20 protein-coding genes and 2 pseudogenes are annotated in these 18743 nt (G+C 52.6%); 13 read left to right on the forward strand and 9 right to left on the reverse strand.

Annotated elements, in window-relative coordinates; translation table 11 throughout:
• The first annotated feature begins 506 nt into the window (after window positions 1–506).
• From ACX3YD_RS31230 to ACX3YD_RS31260, 7 genes and pseudogenes are all read left to right on the forward strand, one after another.
• Window positions 507–1726, forward strand: a protein-coding gene (locus ACX3YD_RS31230) for an IS3 family transposase (RefSeq protein WP_371106590.1) whose coding sequence is annotated in 2 segments (ribosomal slippage) — window positions 507–852 and window positions 852–1726 — 1221 coding nt in all. Because the reading frame shifts where the segments join, the coding sequence is not laid out codon by codon here.
• A gap of 1202 nt (window positions 1727–2928) precedes the next feature.
• A pseudogene (locus tag ACX3YD_RS31235) lies at window positions 2929–3456 on the forward strand (methyl-accepting chemotaxis protein); the annotation flags it as partial.
• 91 nt (window positions 3457–3547) lie between these two features.
• Window positions 3548–4014 (forward strand): annotated as a pseudogene (locus ACX3YD_RS31240) (thiol-disulfide oxidoreductase DCC family protein).
• Window positions 4015–4349: 335 nt separating this feature from the next.
• Entirely contained in the window at window positions 4350–4646 is a 297-nt protein-coding gene (locus ACX3YD_RS31245; RefSeq protein ID WP_072405141.1) for an ArsR/SmtB family transcription factor, read from the forward strand.
• 54 nt (window positions 4647–4700) lie between these two features.
• Window positions 4701–5711: a zinc-dependent alcohol dehydrogenase family protein gene (locus tag ACX3YD_RS31250; protein WP_458961964.1), complete on the forward strand. Its 1011-nt coding sequence runs from the start codon at window positions 4701–4703 to the stop codon at window positions 5709–5711.
• Between the two features lie 528 nt (window positions 5712–6239).
• On the forward strand, window positions 6240–6692 hold the full coding sequence (locus ACX3YD_RS31255) for a PAS domain-containing protein (protein WP_458961965.1): 453 nt from the start codon (window positions 6240–6242) through the stop codon (window positions 6690–6692).
• Between the two features lie 426 nt (window positions 6693–7118).
• Window positions 7119–8240, forward strand: coding sequence for an HD domain-containing phosphohydrolase (locus ACX3YD_RS31260; protein WP_458961966.1), 1122 nt, complete (start codon window positions 7119–7121; stop codon window positions 8238–8240).
• A gap of 539 nt (window positions 8241–8779) precedes the next feature.
• On the opposite strand, the gene ACX3YD_RS31265 is transcribed toward ACX3YD_RS31260, so the two are convergent.
• On the reverse strand, window positions 8780–8977 hold the full coding sequence (locus ACX3YD_RS31265) for a hypothetical protein (protein WP_458961967.1): 198 nt from the start codon (window positions 8975–8977) through the stop codon (window positions 8780–8782).
• Between the two features lie 287 nt (window positions 8978–9264).
• Here ACX3YD_RS31265 and ACX3YD_RS31270 point away from each other — a divergent pair, with 287 nt between their 5' ends.
• Window positions 9265–9750 carry a glycine zipper domain-containing protein gene (locus tag ACX3YD_RS31270; RefSeq protein ID WP_458961968.1) on the forward strand — a complete coding sequence of 162 codons (486 nt, stop codon included), beginning with the start codon at window positions 9265–9267 and terminating at the stop codon, window positions 9748–9750.
• Window positions 9751–9999: 249 nt separating this feature from the next.
• Window positions 10000–10281 carry a hypothetical protein gene (locus ACX3YD_RS31275; protein WP_204149599.1) on the forward strand — a complete coding sequence of 94 codons (282 nt, stop codon included), beginning with the start codon at window positions 10000–10002 and terminating at the stop codon, window positions 10279–10281.
• Window positions 10282–10323: 42 nt separating this feature from the next.
• Here ACX3YD_RS31275 and ACX3YD_RS31280 read toward each other — a convergent pair whose 3' ends face one another.
• Complete coding sequence (locus ACX3YD_RS31280; protein ID WP_458961969.1) at window positions 10324–10671, reverse strand: hypothetical protein; 348 nt, start codon at window positions 10669–10671, stop codon at window positions 10324–10326.
• A gap of 494 nt (window positions 10672–11165) precedes the next feature.
• Between ACX3YD_RS31280 and ACX3YD_RS31285 the strand changes: the two genes are divergently transcribed.
• From ACX3YD_RS31285 to ACX3YD_RS31295, 3 genes are all read left to right on the forward strand, one after another.
• Complete coding sequence (locus ACX3YD_RS31285; RefSeq protein WP_458961970.1) at window positions 11166–11636, forward strand: hypothetical protein; 471 nt, start codon at window positions 11166–11168, stop codon at window positions 11634–11636.
• 585 nt (window positions 11637–12221) lie between these two features.
• On the forward strand, window positions 12222–12596 hold the full coding sequence (locus ACX3YD_RS31290) for a helix-turn-helix domain-containing protein (protein ID WP_458961971.1): 375 nt from the start codon (window positions 12222–12224) through the stop codon (window positions 12594–12596).
• 580 nt (window positions 12597–13176) lie between these two features.
• Window positions 13177–13509, forward strand: a complete 333-nt coding sequence (locus ACX3YD_RS31295; protein WP_458961972.1) for a hypothetical protein — start codon at window positions 13177–13179, stop codon at window positions 13507–13509.
• A gap of 110 nt (window positions 13510–13619) precedes the next feature.
• Here ACX3YD_RS31295 and ACX3YD_RS31300 read toward each other — a convergent pair whose 3' ends face one another.
• The 6 genes from ACX3YD_RS31300 to ACX3YD_RS31325 form a co-directional block, all read right to left on the reverse strand.
• The gene (locus ACX3YD_RS31300; protein ID WP_458961973.1) at window positions 13620–13841 is read right to left on the reverse strand and encodes a type II toxin-antitoxin system PrlF family antitoxin; all 222 of its coding nucleotides are present in this window, start codon (window positions 13839–13841) and stop codon (window positions 13620–13622) included.
• Entirely contained in the window at window positions 13842–13997 is a 156-nt protein-coding gene (locus ACX3YD_RS31305; protein ID WP_458961974.1) for an antitoxin Xre/MbcA/ParS toxin-binding domain-containing protein, read from the reverse strand.
• A gap of 281 nt (window positions 13998–14278) precedes the next feature.
• The gene (locus ACX3YD_RS31310; RefSeq protein WP_458961975.1) at window positions 14279–14656 is read right to left on the reverse strand and encodes a hypothetical protein; all 378 of its coding nucleotides are present in this window, start codon (window positions 14654–14656) and stop codon (window positions 14279–14281) included.
• Window positions 14649–15083, reverse strand: a complete 435-nt coding sequence (locus tag ACX3YD_RS31315; protein WP_458961976.1) for a DUF6957 family protein — start codon at window positions 15081–15083, stop codon at window positions 14649–14651. Before ACX3YD_RS31315 ends, ACX3YD_RS31310 begins: the two co-directional genes overlap by 8 nt.
• A gap of 120 nt (window positions 15084–15203) precedes the next feature.
• On the reverse strand, window positions 15204–15512 hold the full coding sequence (locus ACX3YD_RS31320) for a hypothetical protein (protein WP_458961977.1): 309 nt from the start codon (window positions 15510–15512) through the stop codon (window positions 15204–15206).
• A 199-nt stretch (window positions 15513–15711) separates the two neighbouring features.
• Complete coding sequence (locus ACX3YD_RS31325; protein WP_458961978.1) at window positions 15712–16443, reverse strand: metallophosphoesterase family protein; 732 nt, start codon at window positions 16441–16443, stop codon at window positions 15712–15714.
• 245 nt (window positions 16444–16688) lie between these two features.
• Between ACX3YD_RS31325 and ACX3YD_RS31330 the strand changes: the two genes are divergently transcribed.
• A complete protein-coding gene (locus ACX3YD_RS31330; protein ID WP_458961979.1) occupies window positions 16689–17165 on the forward strand; it encodes a helix-turn-helix domain-containing protein in 477 nt (158 codons plus the stop codon).
• A 422-nt stretch (window positions 17166–17587) separates the two neighbouring features.
• Here the strand turns inward: ACX3YD_RS31330 and ACX3YD_RS31335 are convergent, their stop codons facing one another.
• Complete coding sequence (locus ACX3YD_RS31335; protein ID WP_458961980.1) at window positions 17588–18646, reverse strand: DNA-binding protein; 1059 nt, start codon at window positions 18644–18646, stop codon at window positions 17588–17590.
• Window positions 18647–18743 lie beyond the last annotated feature (97 nt).

Here is an 18743-nt window from a genome sequence, read left to right on the forward strand (position 1 = left end):
GACTGCTTGCAGTAAGTCATGACGCGATGTGGCTGACGAAGCTGCATGAGATGATCAGGCGCCAGAGCACGAAAATCACGACTACAAATTTTCGGAAATGTCTGGTCGTTTCACCATCGCTTTTAAGCATACGAGCCTGGGCTCTCACTGACTAATCCCAGTTCCTTATCGGGCCACCTAGCTTTTACGAACAGATCCGCTCGCCATCCTGGTGCATCACCGAAACCAGGCTGCGACTGCCAGCAGTGGCTCGACTTTGCGAAAAGCGATAAAACCTGTACAAAAATAAATTCGTGTATAGGTTTTCTGCAATGTGTGCCATTCTGCCATCAGTCAGCTATCACCAGCTGCTCACGCTCGTGCCTCGCCGGGCTCTCGTCACTTTCAAATGGGCAGTGGAGGCACACAAGTAGTCCTTAACATGGATAGCAAAACATGAACGAGCCCCATGAAAGACAGGACACCGTTTCCCCCTTACGATAAGGGATAGGCAAACGGTTATGTTTATGACTAACAGCAACGATAAGAGTGGGGAGCTTTTGGGCCAGGAGCGGCGGCGCCGCTGGAGCCCAGAGCAAAAGCTGGCCATGGTTCGCGAGAGCCTTGAGCCAGGGCAAAGCGTTTCGGTGGTGGCTCGGCGTAACGGCATCAATGCCAACCAGCTGTTCCTGTGGCGCAAGCTGTATCAGGACGGCAGCCTGTCGGCGGTCAGTGCCGGTGAAGCCGTGGTGCCGGCCTCCGAGCTGAGCGATGCGCTCAAGCAGATCCGTGAACTGCAACGGATGCTGGGCAAGAAAACGATGGAAGCAGAAATCCTCAAAGAGGCCGTGGAGATCGCCCGGTCGCGAAAATGGATTGCGCACTCACCCTTGTTGCCGGGGGACGACCAGTGAAGCTGGTCAGCGAATGTCTCGGTGTGGCGCGCTCGCAATTAACGGTTCGAATCAAGCAATCGGTATCGCCCAAAATACGGCGAAGCAGACCTGTGAACGATGCTGAGTTGGTGGCCGAAATCCAGCAACAGGTCAGCGAACTGCCCAGCTATGGCTACCGTCGAGTCTGGGGATTGCTGCGTCGCGCCCGTGAAACCCAGTTGCTACCCGCGATCAACGTGAAGCGGGTTTACCGGGTGATGCGTGATCACAACCTGCTACTTGAACGCCGGATCAAACAACCCGGCGTGCCGCGTCGGCACGAAGGCCGTATTGCGGTGGAAAGCAGCGATACGCGTTGGTGCTCGGACGGCTTTGAGTTCCGCTGCGAGGACGGCGCCAAACTGAGCGTGACCTTTGCCCTGGACTGCTGTGATCGCGAAGCCATCGGGTGGGTCGCCAGCCCGACCGGGTACAGTGGCGATGATATCCGCGACTTGATGCTGGAAAGCGTGGAGAAGCGCTTCGGTGATCAACTGCCGACCACGCCGGTGCAATGGCTCAGCGATAACGGCTCGGCGTACACCGCCGAACAGACACGCCTGTTTGCTCGACAGATCGGTTTGCAGCCGGTGACCACCCCAGTTCGCAGCCCGCAGAGCAACGGCATGGCCGAGAGCTTCGTGAAAACGATCAAGCGTGACTACGTGGCGCACATGCCTAAGCCGGATCGAGAAACGGCGTTGCGTAACTTGGCAATTGCCTTCGAGCATTACAACGAGCAGCATCCGCACAGCGCCTTGAATTACCGTTCACCGAGGGAGTTCAGGCGCTTGGCGGCAGCATCAATTTAACGGGGAGTTGGTGTCCGGTTTTGTAGGGGCAAGTCCAAAACAGAACCACCACGTCTTGCCCGTACAGGGTCTATCTAAGAGTTCAGCCGATGAAAAACTCCATCACACTAGCCTCGCGCATAGGCCTTGGTTTCGCCGTAATTGTGTCGCTGCTCATACTAATCACCGCCGTGGGCATCCAACGTGTGGGCTTTATCGACTCCACCCTGGAACACGTAAGTGAAAATGCGGCCAAGATTCAACGCTACGCTATTAACTTTCGCGGAAGTGTACACAACCGAGCCATTGCTATTCGGGACGCAGTGTTGGTGGATAGTGATCAAGACTTAACCGTCCACCTCAATGAAGTTATCCATCTAGAACAGGCCTACTCCGATTCAGCCATACCAATGGATCAGCTATTCGCAACTGCAGGGGTAACATCGCAGGAGCAACAGCTGCTACTGGCGATTAAAGACATTGAAAAGCAAACGCTAGCTTCCACTAAGTCGGTAATTGCTTTGCGTCGCGCCGGAGATATTTCAGGTGCACAGGCTTTGCTGCTGCGCCAAACCTCCGGTGAATACAGTGAGTGGTTGAAACGCGTGAATGCACTGATTGACTACGAAGAAGCCTCGATCAAAAGCCAACTCAATGCGGTACAAGCCACCGCTAGTGAGTTTCGAGGACTTATGCTCATGGCCACCGGGATAGCGCTGCTGCTGAGCATCATCCTGGCGATCTCAATTATTCGCTTCGTCAAATCAACGCTGGGTGCTGAGCCGACTCAGGTTGCACAGGCTATCCAACGGTTGGCGGCAGGTGACTTGCAACAAATCATTGTTACCGATTATCCGAACAGCGTGATGGGCGTCCTGAAAACTGCCCTAAGCCGTTTGGCTGATACCATTAGTGAAGTACGCATTGCGGCCCAAGAGGTCAACAATTCATCCAGGCAGATGTTGACCACATCTTCCGCCAATAACAATCAAATCAGCTTGCAGACCCACGAAGCCGAGCAGGTGGCAACTGCAATTACGCAAATGGCAGCAACGGTCAATGAAGTTTCAGGATATGCATCTCAAGCAGCGGACGCAACGCGTCTAGCCGATGCTGAAGTTGTAAGCGGTAATCGCGTCGTTGCGGACACTACTCTCGCTATCGAACAATTAGCGAGCACACTGGTTGAAACCACCAATACCGTAGAGCAGGTGTCCAAGCGCAGCGAAGAGATTGAAATAGTGATCGAGGTAATCAATTCAATTGCCTCGCAAACTAACCTGTTGGCGCTGAACGCAGCCATCGAAGCGGCCCGAGCAGGCGAGCATGGCAGAGGGTTTGCAGTTGTGGCCGATGAAGTGCGCTCTCTAGCTAATCGCACTCAGGAGTCGACGCGGGAAATTCAAGAAATGATAGGCACACTGCAGAGCGGTACTGAAACGGCCGCACAAACCATGCGTAATAGTTGCGAACTGGTGAGCCACACCGTTGCGCAAACCCGCAACGCCCAGTCGGCGCTAGCTAAAATTAGCCAGCAAGTCGGCGCCATAAACCACATGAATGCCCAAATCGCCAGCGCATCTATCCAACAAAGCGCCGTGGCCGAAGACGTTGCGCAAAATATCACGCGAATCCATAGCTCAACGGTGCAATCGGCAACTGGCTCTCGTCAAGTTGCAACGGCCAGCCAGGAGTTAGCGCAGCTTGCTGATCGTCTTACCCAGAAGGTCGCATTTTTTAGCGTGGCTTAGGGCGGGCCCATTGTCAGTCCTTTTCTTTCAGCATATCTAGTACAAAACCTATACACGGTCGCTATAGATGTACGATACAAAGAATTGACCACTGACGCTGTACTTTGACGGTCAATATCCGCTGTGTGCGCGCGAAATCAAGATCCTGAATCGACACGCAGCAGAGAGTCGACTGCTATTTATTGACATCAGCAGCGGTGCGTTCAACGCAAAGGCACTAGGTTCAAGTCCGAGCAAATGCAAAACGCGCTGCACGTCCGTTTCGCCGGTCGCCGCTGGGTAATCGGTCTGGACGCCATCTTTTCGAGCTGGCGAGCCGCCGGCTTGGGGTTTTGGGCTGCGCCATTGACATGGCGTGCCACCCGACCGCTCCTTGCTTTAGGTTATCGCCTCTTCTGCCGCTTACGCCCCCATTTGGCGTGGCTTCCTCACCGTGATGGCCGCCGTCGCTGTGTCAATGACCGTTGCGGTGGGGGGGGGCGGAGTCAAAACCCGCACAAGACGAGCAGCCCACTTTCAAAAAAAGCAGCCCCTAGAAAGCTTCGCTTTGTCACCTGACTAAGAACCTGGGTCATAGCTGATCTGTTGAACAACTTGTTTTCTGGTGCTTAGCAGGCGCTCCCCTAGCAGAGGGCTCACATCCCAACGTGGCCGCTATCGTTTTGGCGAACAAAACTGCACGCTCGGATTATACGATCCTACGCAACGGTACTGATTACCAACCGGATTGGGCAGCGGCCTGACCTATTCATCGCGAGAGAACCCCCACACACCAAGGCTGAGAAGCAACCCGTGCAATGGTAGCTGGATGCGTTTTTTGTGATTTCTAAACCTTACAAAAGGCAACAGATTACTTATTGAACATTTCGTAAAAAAACGTAACATCGCCGACCATGATACTCGAACAGCTCAAAGCCTTGGGCAATGACACTCGCATGCAAATGATGGAGTGGCTCAAAGACCCACTTAGTAATTTCCCACCTCAGGATCATGGCGATCCTGCGATAGGAGTGTGCGTAACACATTTGCAGCACAAGGCAGGGCTTTCACCTTCTACCGCGTCTGCACACTTAGCTATCTTGCAGCGTGCAGGCTTCGTGCTAACCACCCGAATCGGAAAATGGACTTACTATCGGCGCAACGAGCAGGCGATTGATGATTTTGCGGCTAGGTTGATCATCGAATTGTAATTTTATCCTTTCATTTCGTTATTTCGCGGAATGAAAAAACAAAAGGAAATTCCTATGAGCAGCAAAACTATCTTCGTCCAACCCGGTGGCGGCTATGAAAATGTTGTGGTCGGCAGCAGCGAAGTCCGAGCCGCAGCGTGCGGCGAAATCACCGTACGCCTTCACGCCAACTCGCTCAACTACCACGACTTCGCGGTGGTCAGCGGTATGTGGGGGCCTAGCGAAAAACGCATCCCCATGGCAGATGGTGCAGGTGAGGTCATTGCTGTCGGCCCAGATGTCACTGAATTCAAGGTGGGTGACTCAGTCGTCAGCACCTTCTTCCCGGAGTGGATCAATGGGGCGCCACTGGTTGAAGGCTTCGTTAGCGTGCCAGGTGATGGCATTGACGGCTACGCTCGTGAGCACGTGACGGCCACAGCCACATCGTTCACCCTCGCGCCTACTGGATACAGCCATGCTGAAGCGTCGACGCTTACCACCGCAGGCCTCACCGCATGGCGTGCCCTGATGGCCGATGACTCACTCAAGCCGGGCGACACCGTGCTCGTCCAAGGCACTGGTGGCGTTTCAATTTTCGCCCTGCAGTTCGCTAAAATGGCCGGTGCTATCGTCATTGCTACCTCTTCAAGCGACGAAAAACTTGAACGTCTGAAAGCGCTAGGCGCTGATCATGTGATCAATTACCGCAAAGACCTTAACTGGGGCGAAACTGCACGCGCTCTAACGGGTGGCCGTGGTGTTGATCACATCATAGAAGTCGGCGGCCCTGCGACGCTTGAGCAATCGATGATTGCAACTCGGGTTGCTGGCCACATCTCCGTCATCGGAATACTGAGTGGCGTAAGCGGTGCAATGAATTTTGTACCGGCACTGATCAAGCAAGTGCGTCTGCAGGGTGTATTGGTGGGTAGCCGCAGCCAGCAGCAAGATATGATCCGAGCGATCAATGCTAATGGTATGCGCCCGATAATTGATCGTCATTTCCCTTTGAGCGAGATTGTCGAAGCGTTCAAGTATCAGGAAACCAACCAGCATTTCGGCAAAATTTGTCTGGATATCTGATCGCGCATGAATAGGCATGAGCAGACCTTAAGGAAGGTCTGAAGTAGCCATATGTTTCCGGCCAACTTCGGCCACCGCCGATTTTGAAAGTGGCGAGTTGATCCAAAACGCTCAGATCACTCACTCATTCCTGCCTTTATTAGCCGCTGCGAGCACCTCGCGGCGGCTATCCGCGCGCCTCTCCTGCATTTCTCAGTAAACGTCGGGGGGCCATCCACAGATTCGACAGTGCAAACAGCGTCCCCAGTTGGATTCAGGATGGCGCCAAGAGAGTAGTCCACGCAGTGGGCAGGTTTGCGACTCAGGTGGCTTAGAAAACGCAGTCACACTGCGGCAGCTTTTCCGATAGCCCGAATGATCGTTTTGAGAAAAAGTGTAGTGGTTCTCGTACCGGCTCGGGAATTAGTCCTGAGACTGTTGGCGCTGATTGGAAATCCGATCCAACACAGCAGGGGTATGATTTTCTAGAACATGTCCAGACGCGTTAAGTTGCTTTAAGATGACATGTCACTCACTGGGGCTCTGAAAATGATCAACGCAGAATTGCTGAAACTGGTGGTTGAAGCATCCAACGATGGCATCGTGGTAGCAGAGCAGGAAGGCGACGAAAACATCCTGATCTACGCCAACCCCGCCTTCCAGCGCCTGACAGGGTACAGCGTTGACGACATCCTGTACCAAGACTGCCGTTTCCTGCAGGGTGACGACCGTGACCAAGCCGGCTTGACAGTAATCCGTGAGGCGATAAGGAACCTTCTCCCCTGCCGACAAATCATTCGCAACTATCGCAAGGACGGCAGCGCCTTCTGGAACGAGCTGTCGATTACCCCGGTGTTCAACGACACCGATCAACTCACCTACTTCATCGGTATCCAGAAGGACGTCACCGTCGAAGTTGAGGCTAGGGAGCGAGTGCGTGAACTGGAAGCTGAAGTCTCACAGCTGAAGACCCAACTGGCTCAATTGCAATATAAAGCCTAATTAGATCAGCACCTGATGGGTTAACGATCCAGTGTCCACTCGTAAAAACGTCCCTGTTTCTGAACCAGGAACTGGTGAACTCTCAAGCAACGTCCCCGCCCCTCGCAATCATCCGCCAGAACTTGTGCACTGCCGTAATCGTGATCAGATGGTGCACAATGTGATGGCCCATTACAGCTATCACGCGACATTCCAGTAAGATGTCATGGCCTGGCCTTTCGCCAAGTTTGGCGCATGCCGATGCTCTACATCATCGACAAACAAGGGTCTTCAACAATTCAGTACTCTTGTTTTCTACCGCGCGCATGTAGCAATCTGCCACTATGCGTATTGACCCACACATTAAGGCTATCAAGGGCAGTACAGAGCAGGGAGCAATTCGCGTCATAACTTGACGAATATCATCTAAAGGTATTGGCCATAACCATGAAAAAAATTACGCGAGCTCTCATCGAGAGTTCTAGATCGCTGACAGATCGGCTGACGGCCCTGCATACGAAATTGATAGAGACGGTTCCAGGTGTTGACCGCATCGCCTGTGCGCTATACGACCCACAGGAAGACACGCTAAAGACATTCATTAACAGCACACACAATGGAAATACCTTAGTAGGATATGAATACCCACTGTCTGACAGCTACTCACTTAAAGCGTTAGCCGACAGTGGCGAGTTCAGGGTTCTGGACGAAATTTCTTCAGCGGTTTGTTCTGACTCTGCACACTCAACCTGGCTCAAAGATCAAGGCTACCAGTCATCCTTCACTGTGCCGATCTATGATGAGGGCGGACTGCTCGGATTCGTCTTTTTCGACTCGAATCAACCTGCCACATTCAACGTGAAGGTGCAGCGAGATCTCGTCCTCTATACCAGCTTGATCCGCATGTCGATTACCAGCGAGATATCGGCCATCAGGATGGCAATCGAGACGACGCGTGTTGTACGTCAGCTCACCGAGATGCGCGACTTCGAGACAGGTGCTCACTTGGAACGCATGGGCCGCTACTCGCACATCATTGCGCGCGCAGTTGCAAAATCACGCGGGCTCAATGACGAGTTTGTTGAAAGCGTATGCTTGTTTGCCCCCTTGCACGACGTTGGAAAAATAGCCATCCCTGATCGAATCTTGCTGAAGCCAGGTAGGTTAGATGCCGATGAGCGCGCGATTATGGAAACCCACGTCGAAAAGGGCATGGAGATCATCGAACGAATGATGGGCAAAGGACGCATCAACGCATTTCCAGAGTCCTCCATACTCAGGAATATTGTGTTGTGCCACCATGAGCTACTGGATGGAACAGGTTATCCACGAGGCCTTGTCGGTGTTGAAGTGCCACTAGAGGCTCGTATTGTGAGCGTTGCGGATATCTTCGATGCGCTCACCTCTCAAAGGCCATACAAGAAACAATGGTCACTGGATGAGGCCTTTGCGGAACTCAGCCTTCTCGCAGATCAAGGGAAGCTGGACAACGATTGTGTTATGGCATTGATAGAACAGACTGAGACGGTACAGCACGTTATGACGACATACATCGATGGCGATGCTTAATTAGCCTAATGGTCGTTTAAGGGGGAACGGTAGGGATGGCAGTGACCTGCCCCCCGCACAGAGCCGTACGTGCAGCACTACCGCTTACGGCTCCTGCTCGGGTATGTGACGTGAAGTGCCCCTCAGCGTAAGGGTGTGCATTTCTGGGTCTAGGTATGTAGAGGTCAGCAAGGCGCCCGTATCGACACCGATGTACGCGATTGAACACTTACATGATAGCCTAGCTGTGCGCCGAGAGATCGGGCAGTACTCAAGGCCGAGCCGTGCCTCGATGGCCCAAAATAACGACAGATCTGGGACATGCAATAAACCTTAATAATACGCCCGCCGCTTCGCTCTATTGGCCAGATCGAGGTGTCCTAAATCATTAGGCCCTTTCAGACTTGCTCCCTTCCCAACTATTCAAGATCAATCAAAAACCGGAGCTGACACTCTGGGTCGAGCAGCGCGGATCGACGGAGATCGCCGGTAACGTTCGTGGTGCTTTAGACACCCAATGCACGGCTTAGGCGAACGAGCTTAAAAGTTGCGGACGTGGGTCACGCGCGCTTGATAATTCCACCTTGGATATCATCCCGCGCCATTCGCAAGTCATTTGCGTCTTGGTTGAGCCGATGAATCAGGTTCAGCAATCGTTGACGCAACACCTCATCTTGTTGGAGCTGCTCAGCAGCACGCATCACATCAAGCGCCGCAACCTCATTGTTGGTGGCGACGGAGTCGAGCAGTTTGCGCATGCTTCTTGATGGCCGAAGGCAAAGAGGTGTCAACGAAACCCGGGGCGATTCACAATTCGGCGCCGGCGCCAACAGGCTAGCGGTTTTTTCGCCCCCCAAAATAGGCCTTTCCATATTTGAAAATGGCCTGTCGCAATTAATCTGAGACTGTCGAACACCCCTAAAGTTTCATTGAAAAAACAGCAGCTTAGAGAATTTTGTCAAGCCGTGTTACTCGTCGGATTTCAATTGTAAGCCCCAGTCCAGAGCCTCAGGATCGCCTCGTCACCCCTTTGAGGCTTTCATAAATGAAGTACTCCTCGATTCTCTTGTTGTCACTTGGCCTGCTAAGCGGTGTTGCGTCGGCAGGCGGCAATACCGAAGCAGGCATAGGCGGCGCATTGGGAGGAGTATTGGGCTCGGTGGTCGGCCAGTCGATCGGCGGCAGCACCGGCTCGGCAATCGGCGCAGGCTTGGGTGGCGCGGCCGGTGGTGCGGTGGGCGCCAACAAACACAGCCGTGGCGAAGCGGCCATTGGCGGCGCACTGGGCGCAGCCGGCGGTAACGTGGTAGGTCGCAAGATGGGCGGCACCTCTGGCAGCCTGATCGGTGCGGCAGCCGGTGGTGGCTTGGGCAGTGCCCTGGGCAACAACATGGGCCGGGAATATGATGATGAAAGTGGTCATCGCTACCGTGATGGTGACTATGACGACGATCGCGGCTGGCGTCGCCACCACCACGACCGTGGCCATCACTATGGCTGGCGCAAACACCACTGGCGCGACGACGACTGATCCCCGCGTAACAGGCCCATTGGAAGGGCTGGCCGCAGCAGTCGCGGCCAGCTAGACCAACATCTCCAGTCCCCCTAGGATTACAGAACCACTTCTGCAAGCCTCAATCTCCCTAAGAGGGTGTATACAAAATCATGTCGTGAGTCGGCGCGCGAGTGAGCGTGCCTTGGCCAGCCATACCCACGCCTCGCTCGCGGCGAATATGTGGCAAGCTGTCGATGTAGCACCACAAGACGCAGGTGGAAATTGATGAATGAATTAGAAGCCCGCGAACGCCAACGACGCAGAGCGTTGTGGAAGTTGGTGCGTCTGCAGCCCGGATCTGATCAAGCGAAACCTCACTTGGCGATTCTTGATGACATTGAGCGCCGAGATCGGGAGGAGCCTATTGGTGAAGCATGGGCGATGTCGATTGACGAGCTAAAAGTACGCGTTCCAGAAACCAAGATTTTGAGACGGGACGGACACAATTTCGTTGTCGTGCTTGCAGTACACCGTCCACAATTGATGGGAAGCAGGCGGGAAATTTGAACGAGTAGAAATTGAGCTGAACTCTCCCTAACTTGGAACCTTCTACAGCCCAAGATCTCGCCCCAACTGATCCTCCTTCATTTCGTCGCTGGCCTGCCCCGACTTCATAAGGTGCATTTGCAATTGGTCGCGCAAATGCATTCTCAGACGAGACCTGAGCTCAACGTAGTCTGCAGATGGGCCTGCATAGATATCACGACGCTTCAGAACATCCTGCAGCACCCTGATACATTCCACACCGATCCCTGACGTGTGCATCCGCACGCTAGGATCGAAACCTGGTGCCCTCTTAAAACTACCAACCGCCTCTTCAAGCAGTCGCACAAACGCTGCTGTGTCATGTGTCTGCTGCGCCAAGCGCCAAACCTTCCATTCAAGCTCTTCTCCCATCTTCTCTCTCCATTTCCTATGCGGACTTCACCAAAACGAAAGTTGTCCGACACGGGTATTTTTTCAAAAAATGACTCGTTGTTTTGAAATCAAAATGGAAAGCAGCGGCCTACGCCGCACAGGGGCGATTTTGCTATACCCATAGGCAGGCCATACGTCGGCGTCAGCAGGTATACCGCAAGAAAAAAGGACAAAAACAGAAGCACAGCAAAAGCAAAAACTAACACCGTTTCCCCTAAAGGATCGGTGGAAGGTGGAGCGCCGAGATCGCTGCTTTTTTGTTGTCCTCAAATATAAAGATCCGTCGCGCGAAAAAATTTTCAAGGGACCTTCTGAAAAAATATTTTTGTTGACAGGGCCCATCAGGAACTTGCGACTTTTCCATACTCGTTTTGCTTGAAGAAAGTGCGATGAGTGCATTCAGTTATAAACGTCTATCAGCGTACAATTACGCTTGCTGTTGGAAACGCTTGGGTCGTCCAAGAAGGAGATGGATGAGCTTGATTCCACTCCTGCCGATGAGCGTTAGCGCGGAATGTGAATGTATTAAGGAAACACTGATGGCAGTCGACTTGAAAGGGCTGTGGCAGCGCGAGCGCGCAAGACGGGCAGCTTTATGGGATCTAGAGGGATTGCGACCCGGTGATGAACGCGCAAAACCTCACCTGAGCATTCTCGATGAAATTGATCGACAAGATCGCGAACAATCTCATGGGGATGCTCAGTTTATGACGATTGAGGAGTTGAGAAACTCTGTGCCGGAAACGTCGTACGAAAGCAGCGACGGCCACCATTTCGTGATCGTTCTAGACCAGCACATTCCTCAAGTTTGGCGAACGAGATTCGAAGCAGCCAATGCACTGTCCGAACGTTTCGCGGAAGGAAGCTATGCTCATGATTGGTGTCGGTTTCTAAGAGGCTGGATTCGAGACATGGAGCATTTAGCGGCTCATCGGCTCTCATGACCTTCCTCCTGGTTCGCGACGGCGACTATGCTTGCTTAAGTATTTCGTCAGATGCTCTGCCCCTAATGCTTTACGCTTGGCAAACGCGTCGATTGTGGTAGCTTCCCGTGCATGTCACACAGGTTGAAATTCGGAGGCATAGCGCCGTGAGACGAGTCCTGTCTTCGCTGATCGCAACGATAGGCAGAATTGGACATTTGAAGAGCTGAACTAGGTGCTTAAGGGCACGAATCAACAGCCGCTGTAGCGCATAGGTAGTTTCTGACTCAAGCCAAAACCCCAGCCCAGACAAGCCGTTTGGTTGAGGTGTTGAGGAGTCCCTGCCATCAATGCCGGGGCATTACGTTGTATTTTACAAAGCGCTAAGAAGGCGATGTGCACTCAATCAGCGCATTTTAATGCACTGTCACCCATCATTGATCGTGTATTAGTGCATTGTAATGCGCTGACCATTGATTTGTTATGGCCAAAAAACTCACCGTCCAAGTGTTCGCTGATGGCACCTGGCAAGATATTTAGAGTTCCCAATGCGAAAAGTAATCCTATCAACAATCTGGATACACGATTGAAGAAATGAGGGTGGATATGAAGGAGATGACCCTAGTAGAGCGCAAAGCCTACATTCTAGCAGTGGCCGATGAGGTCGCCCAAGGGAAACTGACGCTTGGCGGCGCCGTTAAGCGTCTTCGTGAAAATCTTCTGGGCGTGAGCCAAGAGCAGTTCGCGCTGGCCAGCAAAATTTCAAAGCGGGCTCTGTCGCAACTAGAGGTCGATAGCGGCAATCCGACTCTCTCAACCCTGGAGGCTGTATTCAAGAAATTCGGCCTTCATATAAGCTTGACTCACCTTAATCCGGCAGATCTCAACGAGGCAGCGGCCAAGAAAAGCAAGGTTGGCTTTGGCATTCCCACATCTACTCCTGCGCGACCTCCCTTCCCTTCTCCAAGCAAACCGACTTAGGCGCGCTAGCCACCTGCTTGCGTGGGAAAGATTCATGACCATCAGATAAGTCTGGAATCGCCTCATTAAGCCAGTTCAAGCCGCTCGCCTGAGCGTCCATCAACTCGACTTCGGATATGTGAAGTCGAGTGGGTCAATGAGCCCTAGGTACACGCCTGCATGCTTTAGCGTTCTGCGCCTAACCACAAAGCTGAATTACAGCTCGGTGCAGATTCAACCAGAGAACGTCCATCAATGCCCTCGTAGGCTTTGACTAAGACAGAGTTACCGCGCTCATTAAAGAAAAAAGCTCGCCCCTAGAAATCAACTCCTGATGCGCGCTCATGAACAATACTCAGGTGCCTTCTGCAGTTGTGTGAGGATACCAGTGGCACACCACTATGTTTCCCGCTCATAGCTTGAAAATACTGCATTCGTATTAGTCTTAGTACGCCCCCACTCCTTGACGTTGTTAAAAAGGCAATTAGCACTTTTCGCTCTTCACGGCCGGCCAACATTTACTAAAAACCACGAACAAGATAGTTGTAACCCTGCTTGCTCCAATTTTACAATTATCTCATAACAAAAAAAGGAGATGATCATGAATTACAAATCAGCAGAATATATCAAGCAATACAATGAGGAGCTGGGCAAAGATACCCACTGGGAAGTAGAGCTCTGCGATGATGAGGAACATGAAGATTTCTATAAAATTTATCATTTGAACACTCACCCATCGAATCCAGGCAAAGCCGTTTTAATTGGGTATATTTCTATCAAGACACCCGTTGAAGCGCTGATCAGTATCGAGTCCCTGTGCCATGATTACTTCAATTGTGGACAAATGGTGGGCATCAGATCCCATGTCAATTTCCTAATGGGTCATCAAGACACGCTGTTTGCAGACAAGGGCGACGGTGGGCACGGGGGTTGACGAAAGCTTAGTCTTGTAAGCGATGGTTGGAGCGCCCAGTTGCGTTGCGACCTCGACTTCACTATGGGCCTGCCAGCTCTAGTTTGGCGAAGACCAAAGGCTCGTATGCATCATTCGTCATCGAGTGCGAGCGGTGCGTTCAGATCAACGTCTACATCACCGACGAGCGAGGTGATTCGGGCGATCAACTCCCAACTCAACAGCTGCAATCGTTCGGGCCGGTGAAAAATGTCAGCCGCCAAGAAATCCAGCATCTGGACTACCGCACTATCTTCTTTCAAGGGTTCCCCCCTTCCAATGCCGTGTTCGTTCCCCCGCAAAAAGGAAACCATTCACATGGGGATTCCGTGCTCAAATCGACCGATTAGATCAATCACGGCGCTCGTGCCCTCCTCGGTAATGAGCATTTCCAAAGGAGTCTTCGAGTTAAAACACCGCAGCGGCGAGCATAAGAAAGACCTGACTGCCTTGACATCGCCTTCGAACATTTCGCAGGTCGCCTGTAGAACAACAATCAATCCATACAGACGTCTGCTCTCACACAAAGAAAAAAACCTACAGTCGTCGCGCTCAACAAGAGCTCAGAAGAAATGCACATGTGCTGACCAAGCATCACTTCATCGATATACAACATCTCGGATAGAGATTGATATGAGGAGAAAGGCACACGGCAGTGAACGACGTCGCGAAGCTCGATGCCTGAAGAAGGCAAATTCACAGTGCCCCAATTGTCCGTGTTCATGGACTCAACAGGGACTCTTCCATGATTTCATGCGCAGTCGCCTGAAGGTGACCTGTTGACGTGATCGAGGCAACGTACGCTGAGCCAGTGCTCCCCTCCTAACGTCCCGGCCCGGCCACAAACCTCGCAGATCGACAACGACCTTTCTTCTGCGCGAGCGACCAACTCACGGCACGTCGCATCACCACCCGAATAGTAAAACCGCAACCCCCCGAATTTTTCCTTCACCTGACGCGCCCGCACTTGAGGCACCTCGGGGTGAGCTTTCAGGTAGATTTTCAGCGCACCACACAGCTCATCTAGCAGATCCAGCCACCCTAGCAAACACGCAATTTCGCGAAGAGGCGCACTGGAAAAGATTTCCGGGTAGCGATCACGCAAGGTCGGAAACAGATCGTCAGTCATAGGATTTTCGTGCTCCTTTGCTATGCAGTGCGAGTACCTGAACAGCGGGCAAGCTCGCGTGCTTGCGCGCTCCACGGCCGGCCAAGATGAAAATCGTGGATTTGCTTTCAAAAATGCAGCCGTCGAAGTCACGTAGGTAACCGCTCAGGATGCTGTCACCAGGTGCATGTTTGTTATCGCTGTCGAACACTGCCGATTGGGCATACAAGACAGTCGCCTCAAGGCCCTGGGCTTTGATTTTCTGCTCAGTAGATTCTGGAAGCATGACATCCAAAATCAGCCAGTGTCGGACGATGCAGAACGGTTTTTCTTTGAAGGTATCAGCGGCCAGTTCGACCAACTCATCATCGCCAAGTTTTGAGCCCCCAAGGGGGCGTGCTGACCCATACAGTAAATCTCCCAGCAGTTTGTCGTCTGTAACACTCATTCTCGTCATTCCGCTAACCTGCTCTCCCCCCGCGATCACCAAGCTAAGAATCATTTTCCCGATCCCGTCGCCACCTGGATAACCCGAAGCTTTTGCCGCGTATCTGCATTTGCAGATCGCTCAGTGATAAATACGGTTCATGTAGATGTTGCTACCACCCGGAGCCCAGCTGACCACAACGTAGAGGCTACCTGCCACAGTTCGGAACAACGCATAACCGTCAATGAAGAACACGTTCTTTATCGCGGAAGTTCTCATACTGGTGCCCTCCCGAAATCGACCTGTGGTATCGCCAAACACCGTCCCCAGCAGCACCGGAGGGCTGTCGACGGCTGCAATCAAAAACGCGGTGATGGGCATGCCGAAATCTATCTCCTTTGCCAATGCCACTGCTGCCGGAATGGATGGCGGATGCTCCACCTCAGTCATGCCGCAATACCTAAGAAGTGCATCTGAGTCTTCAAGGGTCGTACTTTTTTGTCTCGCCAATGAATCATTCAAAGTCCTCATACTCATCCAATCGGGCACCGACAGACTCCCCACACTCTATTGCTATGAAGACATGGTCGATACGAGCCAAAACGTTTAAAGGAGTCCTTGGTCGACGCATGACGTCTAACCATGGCACTCATGAAAGGTCGATCACCAGGCCAGGATCAAAGCCAGTGTCTTCGTTTGGGTAACCCCGAGGGTTAGAGACCGCGCGACACCGGCCCAGTGTGACGTCGACGGCCCGGTGTGTATGTCCAAAAATCCAAAGATCCGCTTTATCCAGAAGCTCGTGCCAACGGTTTGAGTAAGCACCACTCAAATGCCCTTCATGTTTATCACCCGTTACTTCGGGTATGGGTGCGTGATGCGTAACGACCACAGTTTTGCCATCGAATGGCTCATCGAGCTCCTTGGTCAGCCAAGCGAACGACGCGTGATTTCGACTAATAAGGTCGGACGGGCGTAGACGACGATAGTTTTCTCCAGTCCGAATGACTCGAAAATCATTCATCCAATCCCATGCTGTTTGGGTTGCCGCAACCACGTTTCCAGTCGACGAAAAATCAGTCCACGCAGTTGCGCAAAGGAACCGTGTTTGATTCCAAATAAAGACCTCATTTTCTAAGACGTGGACGTGCGGTGAGGCGGCTTCCTTCATCTCGCGCAGCGTGTGATCGATGTGGCCACCGTAGAACTCGTGATTTCCGCAGATGTAAATCACTGGGCAGGAAAAGGTCTCACCAGCCCAAGCAACGCCTCTAGCCTTCGTGTGGATATCGCCCGCGAGAATGACCACATCCGCGGCGACGGCTGGTGCCTCGAAGACAGCAAATTCGTTGTGCAAGTCTGAGTAAATTTGGAGCTTCATGGTGAACAGGCATCTTCGATTAAGCGATATATTGATAGCCGTCTTACCGCTTACACATTTCGGGCTAGCCGATTAGAGACGCAAGGAAAAGATCAGCACGGATTGCATGCATCTGGATCAGGTTCATCCCAGCAAATGACGCTCCATGTGAACGCCGTGGCTAATTGATAATCCCAATACGGGGACTATATTCCATGGATTGGGATTGATCAATATGGCTTTATCCTCAGCTTTGGGGATTTGTAATGCCGTTGAGAGATCCGTTGGCAGCAGTCATCCGCCTCGTTCGGTCGGCCCGTGGCCTGGCGAAAGAGGATTTCCATGGCCAAGTGGATGCCAAGCACGTCTATAACTTGGAGCATGCCAAGGCGAGCGTGACCCTCGATACCCTGGAAATTCTCGCTGAGCGCCTAGATGTAGAGCCTCTGGCTCTTCTCGTCGTTGCTGGCAGTTTTGAAAAGCAGCAGGCACCCGAGGACTTCCTCAAGTACCTCAACAAAGAGATCAAGAAACTCAAGGATCTGGGAGTTTTGGAAGGATTGCCGACGCAGTTCGTAGACGGCGCCCTGAAACCACGACTACCGGGACAGCGCACTCCGCCTGAGAAGGTCGACGCCGTGCTCCGCTGCCGAGCACACGGGCTGACTCAAAAACAGGCTTCGGAGATTCTGGGCATGCCGACATCAACGGTTGGCAGGATCTGGAAGCGCGCTGAAGAATGATTGATCGCGACCTGTATTCCCTGTCCGGGCACGATCAAAAGCATAACGCCTGTTTGGCTTGTTCTCGCTATCCACAGTGAGAGGCTGCTTCGATCTGGAATGGGCGTTGTTCCTTGTCTACCGGCACAGCGACCCCACTGAGATGTGTTAGGCGTCGTTGGATAACAACGTTCGTACTCTTGTCTGGCGCGTCACAAACGGAAAGGTGTTCTCGGCGTCTTATTGCTTTCTACGCCTGAAGGTTCTCCCTCCTGCTCACTCTAGGTGTCACTGTCGTCACACGAAACGTGACTCACCCAATACGCTTCAGTGGCCCCGAACAATCGTCCGAAGAAACCATCTGATTTAGGCGTCCGGGCGCATATTTCAGGTCAAGAGTGCCCGCAACAGCACCACCACACACCGCGTCAAATTTGATCAATCTAACTCTCCCTTGGTTTTATTTTTTGGAGCTTTCGTTTTTCGATTTGGTTTTTGCTTTGGTTTTCAGCGTCAGGGTGATCCGTGGTTTGCGGTAACTGAGTGAGCTCCGCAAAATATTGCTCCGACAGTCTTTGGGCCTCGGCCAATTGCGCACTTGCCCGTGACAGGCCCTCCTCTAGCCGCTTGGATTCCGCGCGCGACAAACCAAGTTGTTCTTGAAGCGCTTCTTTCGCCCCGTCAGCCTTGGCGACTGCTGTCTTCATGGCGGCAATCTCACCGGTCAAACGAGCCGCCGCATCTTCATGTGTCGCCACCGCTTTGGCCTGCTGCCGAGCCTCACTCAGCAAGCGCTCGTTATCTCTGTTGAGTCGAGTCAGTTCGTCCTGCTTGACCATCAACGTCTGCTGGAGTTGGCGCAGCTCAACCTGAACTTGCTGCACCTGCCCTTCGTGTCGTTGCTGTTCCTGGTCTCGCTGTTCCTTGACCGCATGACGGTAATGCTCCAATGCGTCTCGGGAGTGGAGGTGCTTTTCTTCCAAGGAGCGGATCTGCTCATCCTTTTCCTGGACACGAAGCTCCAAGTCACTGCAGCTCTGACTCAAACGCGCGTTACGAGTGAGCTCGGCTTGCAGGCTTGTCTGGCTGGTCTGTAACTCGGCTTCGTGCATCTCCAGCGCGCTGCGTTGGCTGTCGAACTGACGCTGTAACGACGCGAGCTCCGACTGTGAAACTTCAATCTGTTTCTCCAGTTCGGCCTTTTGCTGATCGAACATCGCCTGGGCATCGGTTATGGCTGCCCCAGACTCTTGGGTCATCCGCTCTAGCAGTCGTGACACCAGATTGGTCAACTCTGCACTGAAGCGCTCACTAGGCTCTCGAGGAGCGCGCATGGAAGCTTCAGCTTCTTCTATCTCCTTCAAATATCGGTGAATAGTGGTTCTAGAGCCGGTATTTCCCAATTCAATGCGCATGGCATCAATGCTTGGATTCTGGCCGCGGGCGAGCAATGCATGCCTTGCCTCCAGGACAATTGCCTTGTTGATTCCGCCGCGAGCCATGTTCTCTCCTACGATTTCATACTGTGTGATGTATCACGTAAATACATAATACCAACAGAGAAAAAATAGATCAAAAAATAACGCTATCTCTGATAAA

It is taken from the genome of Pseudomonas fluorescens group sp. PF-1, assembly GCF_054481335.1.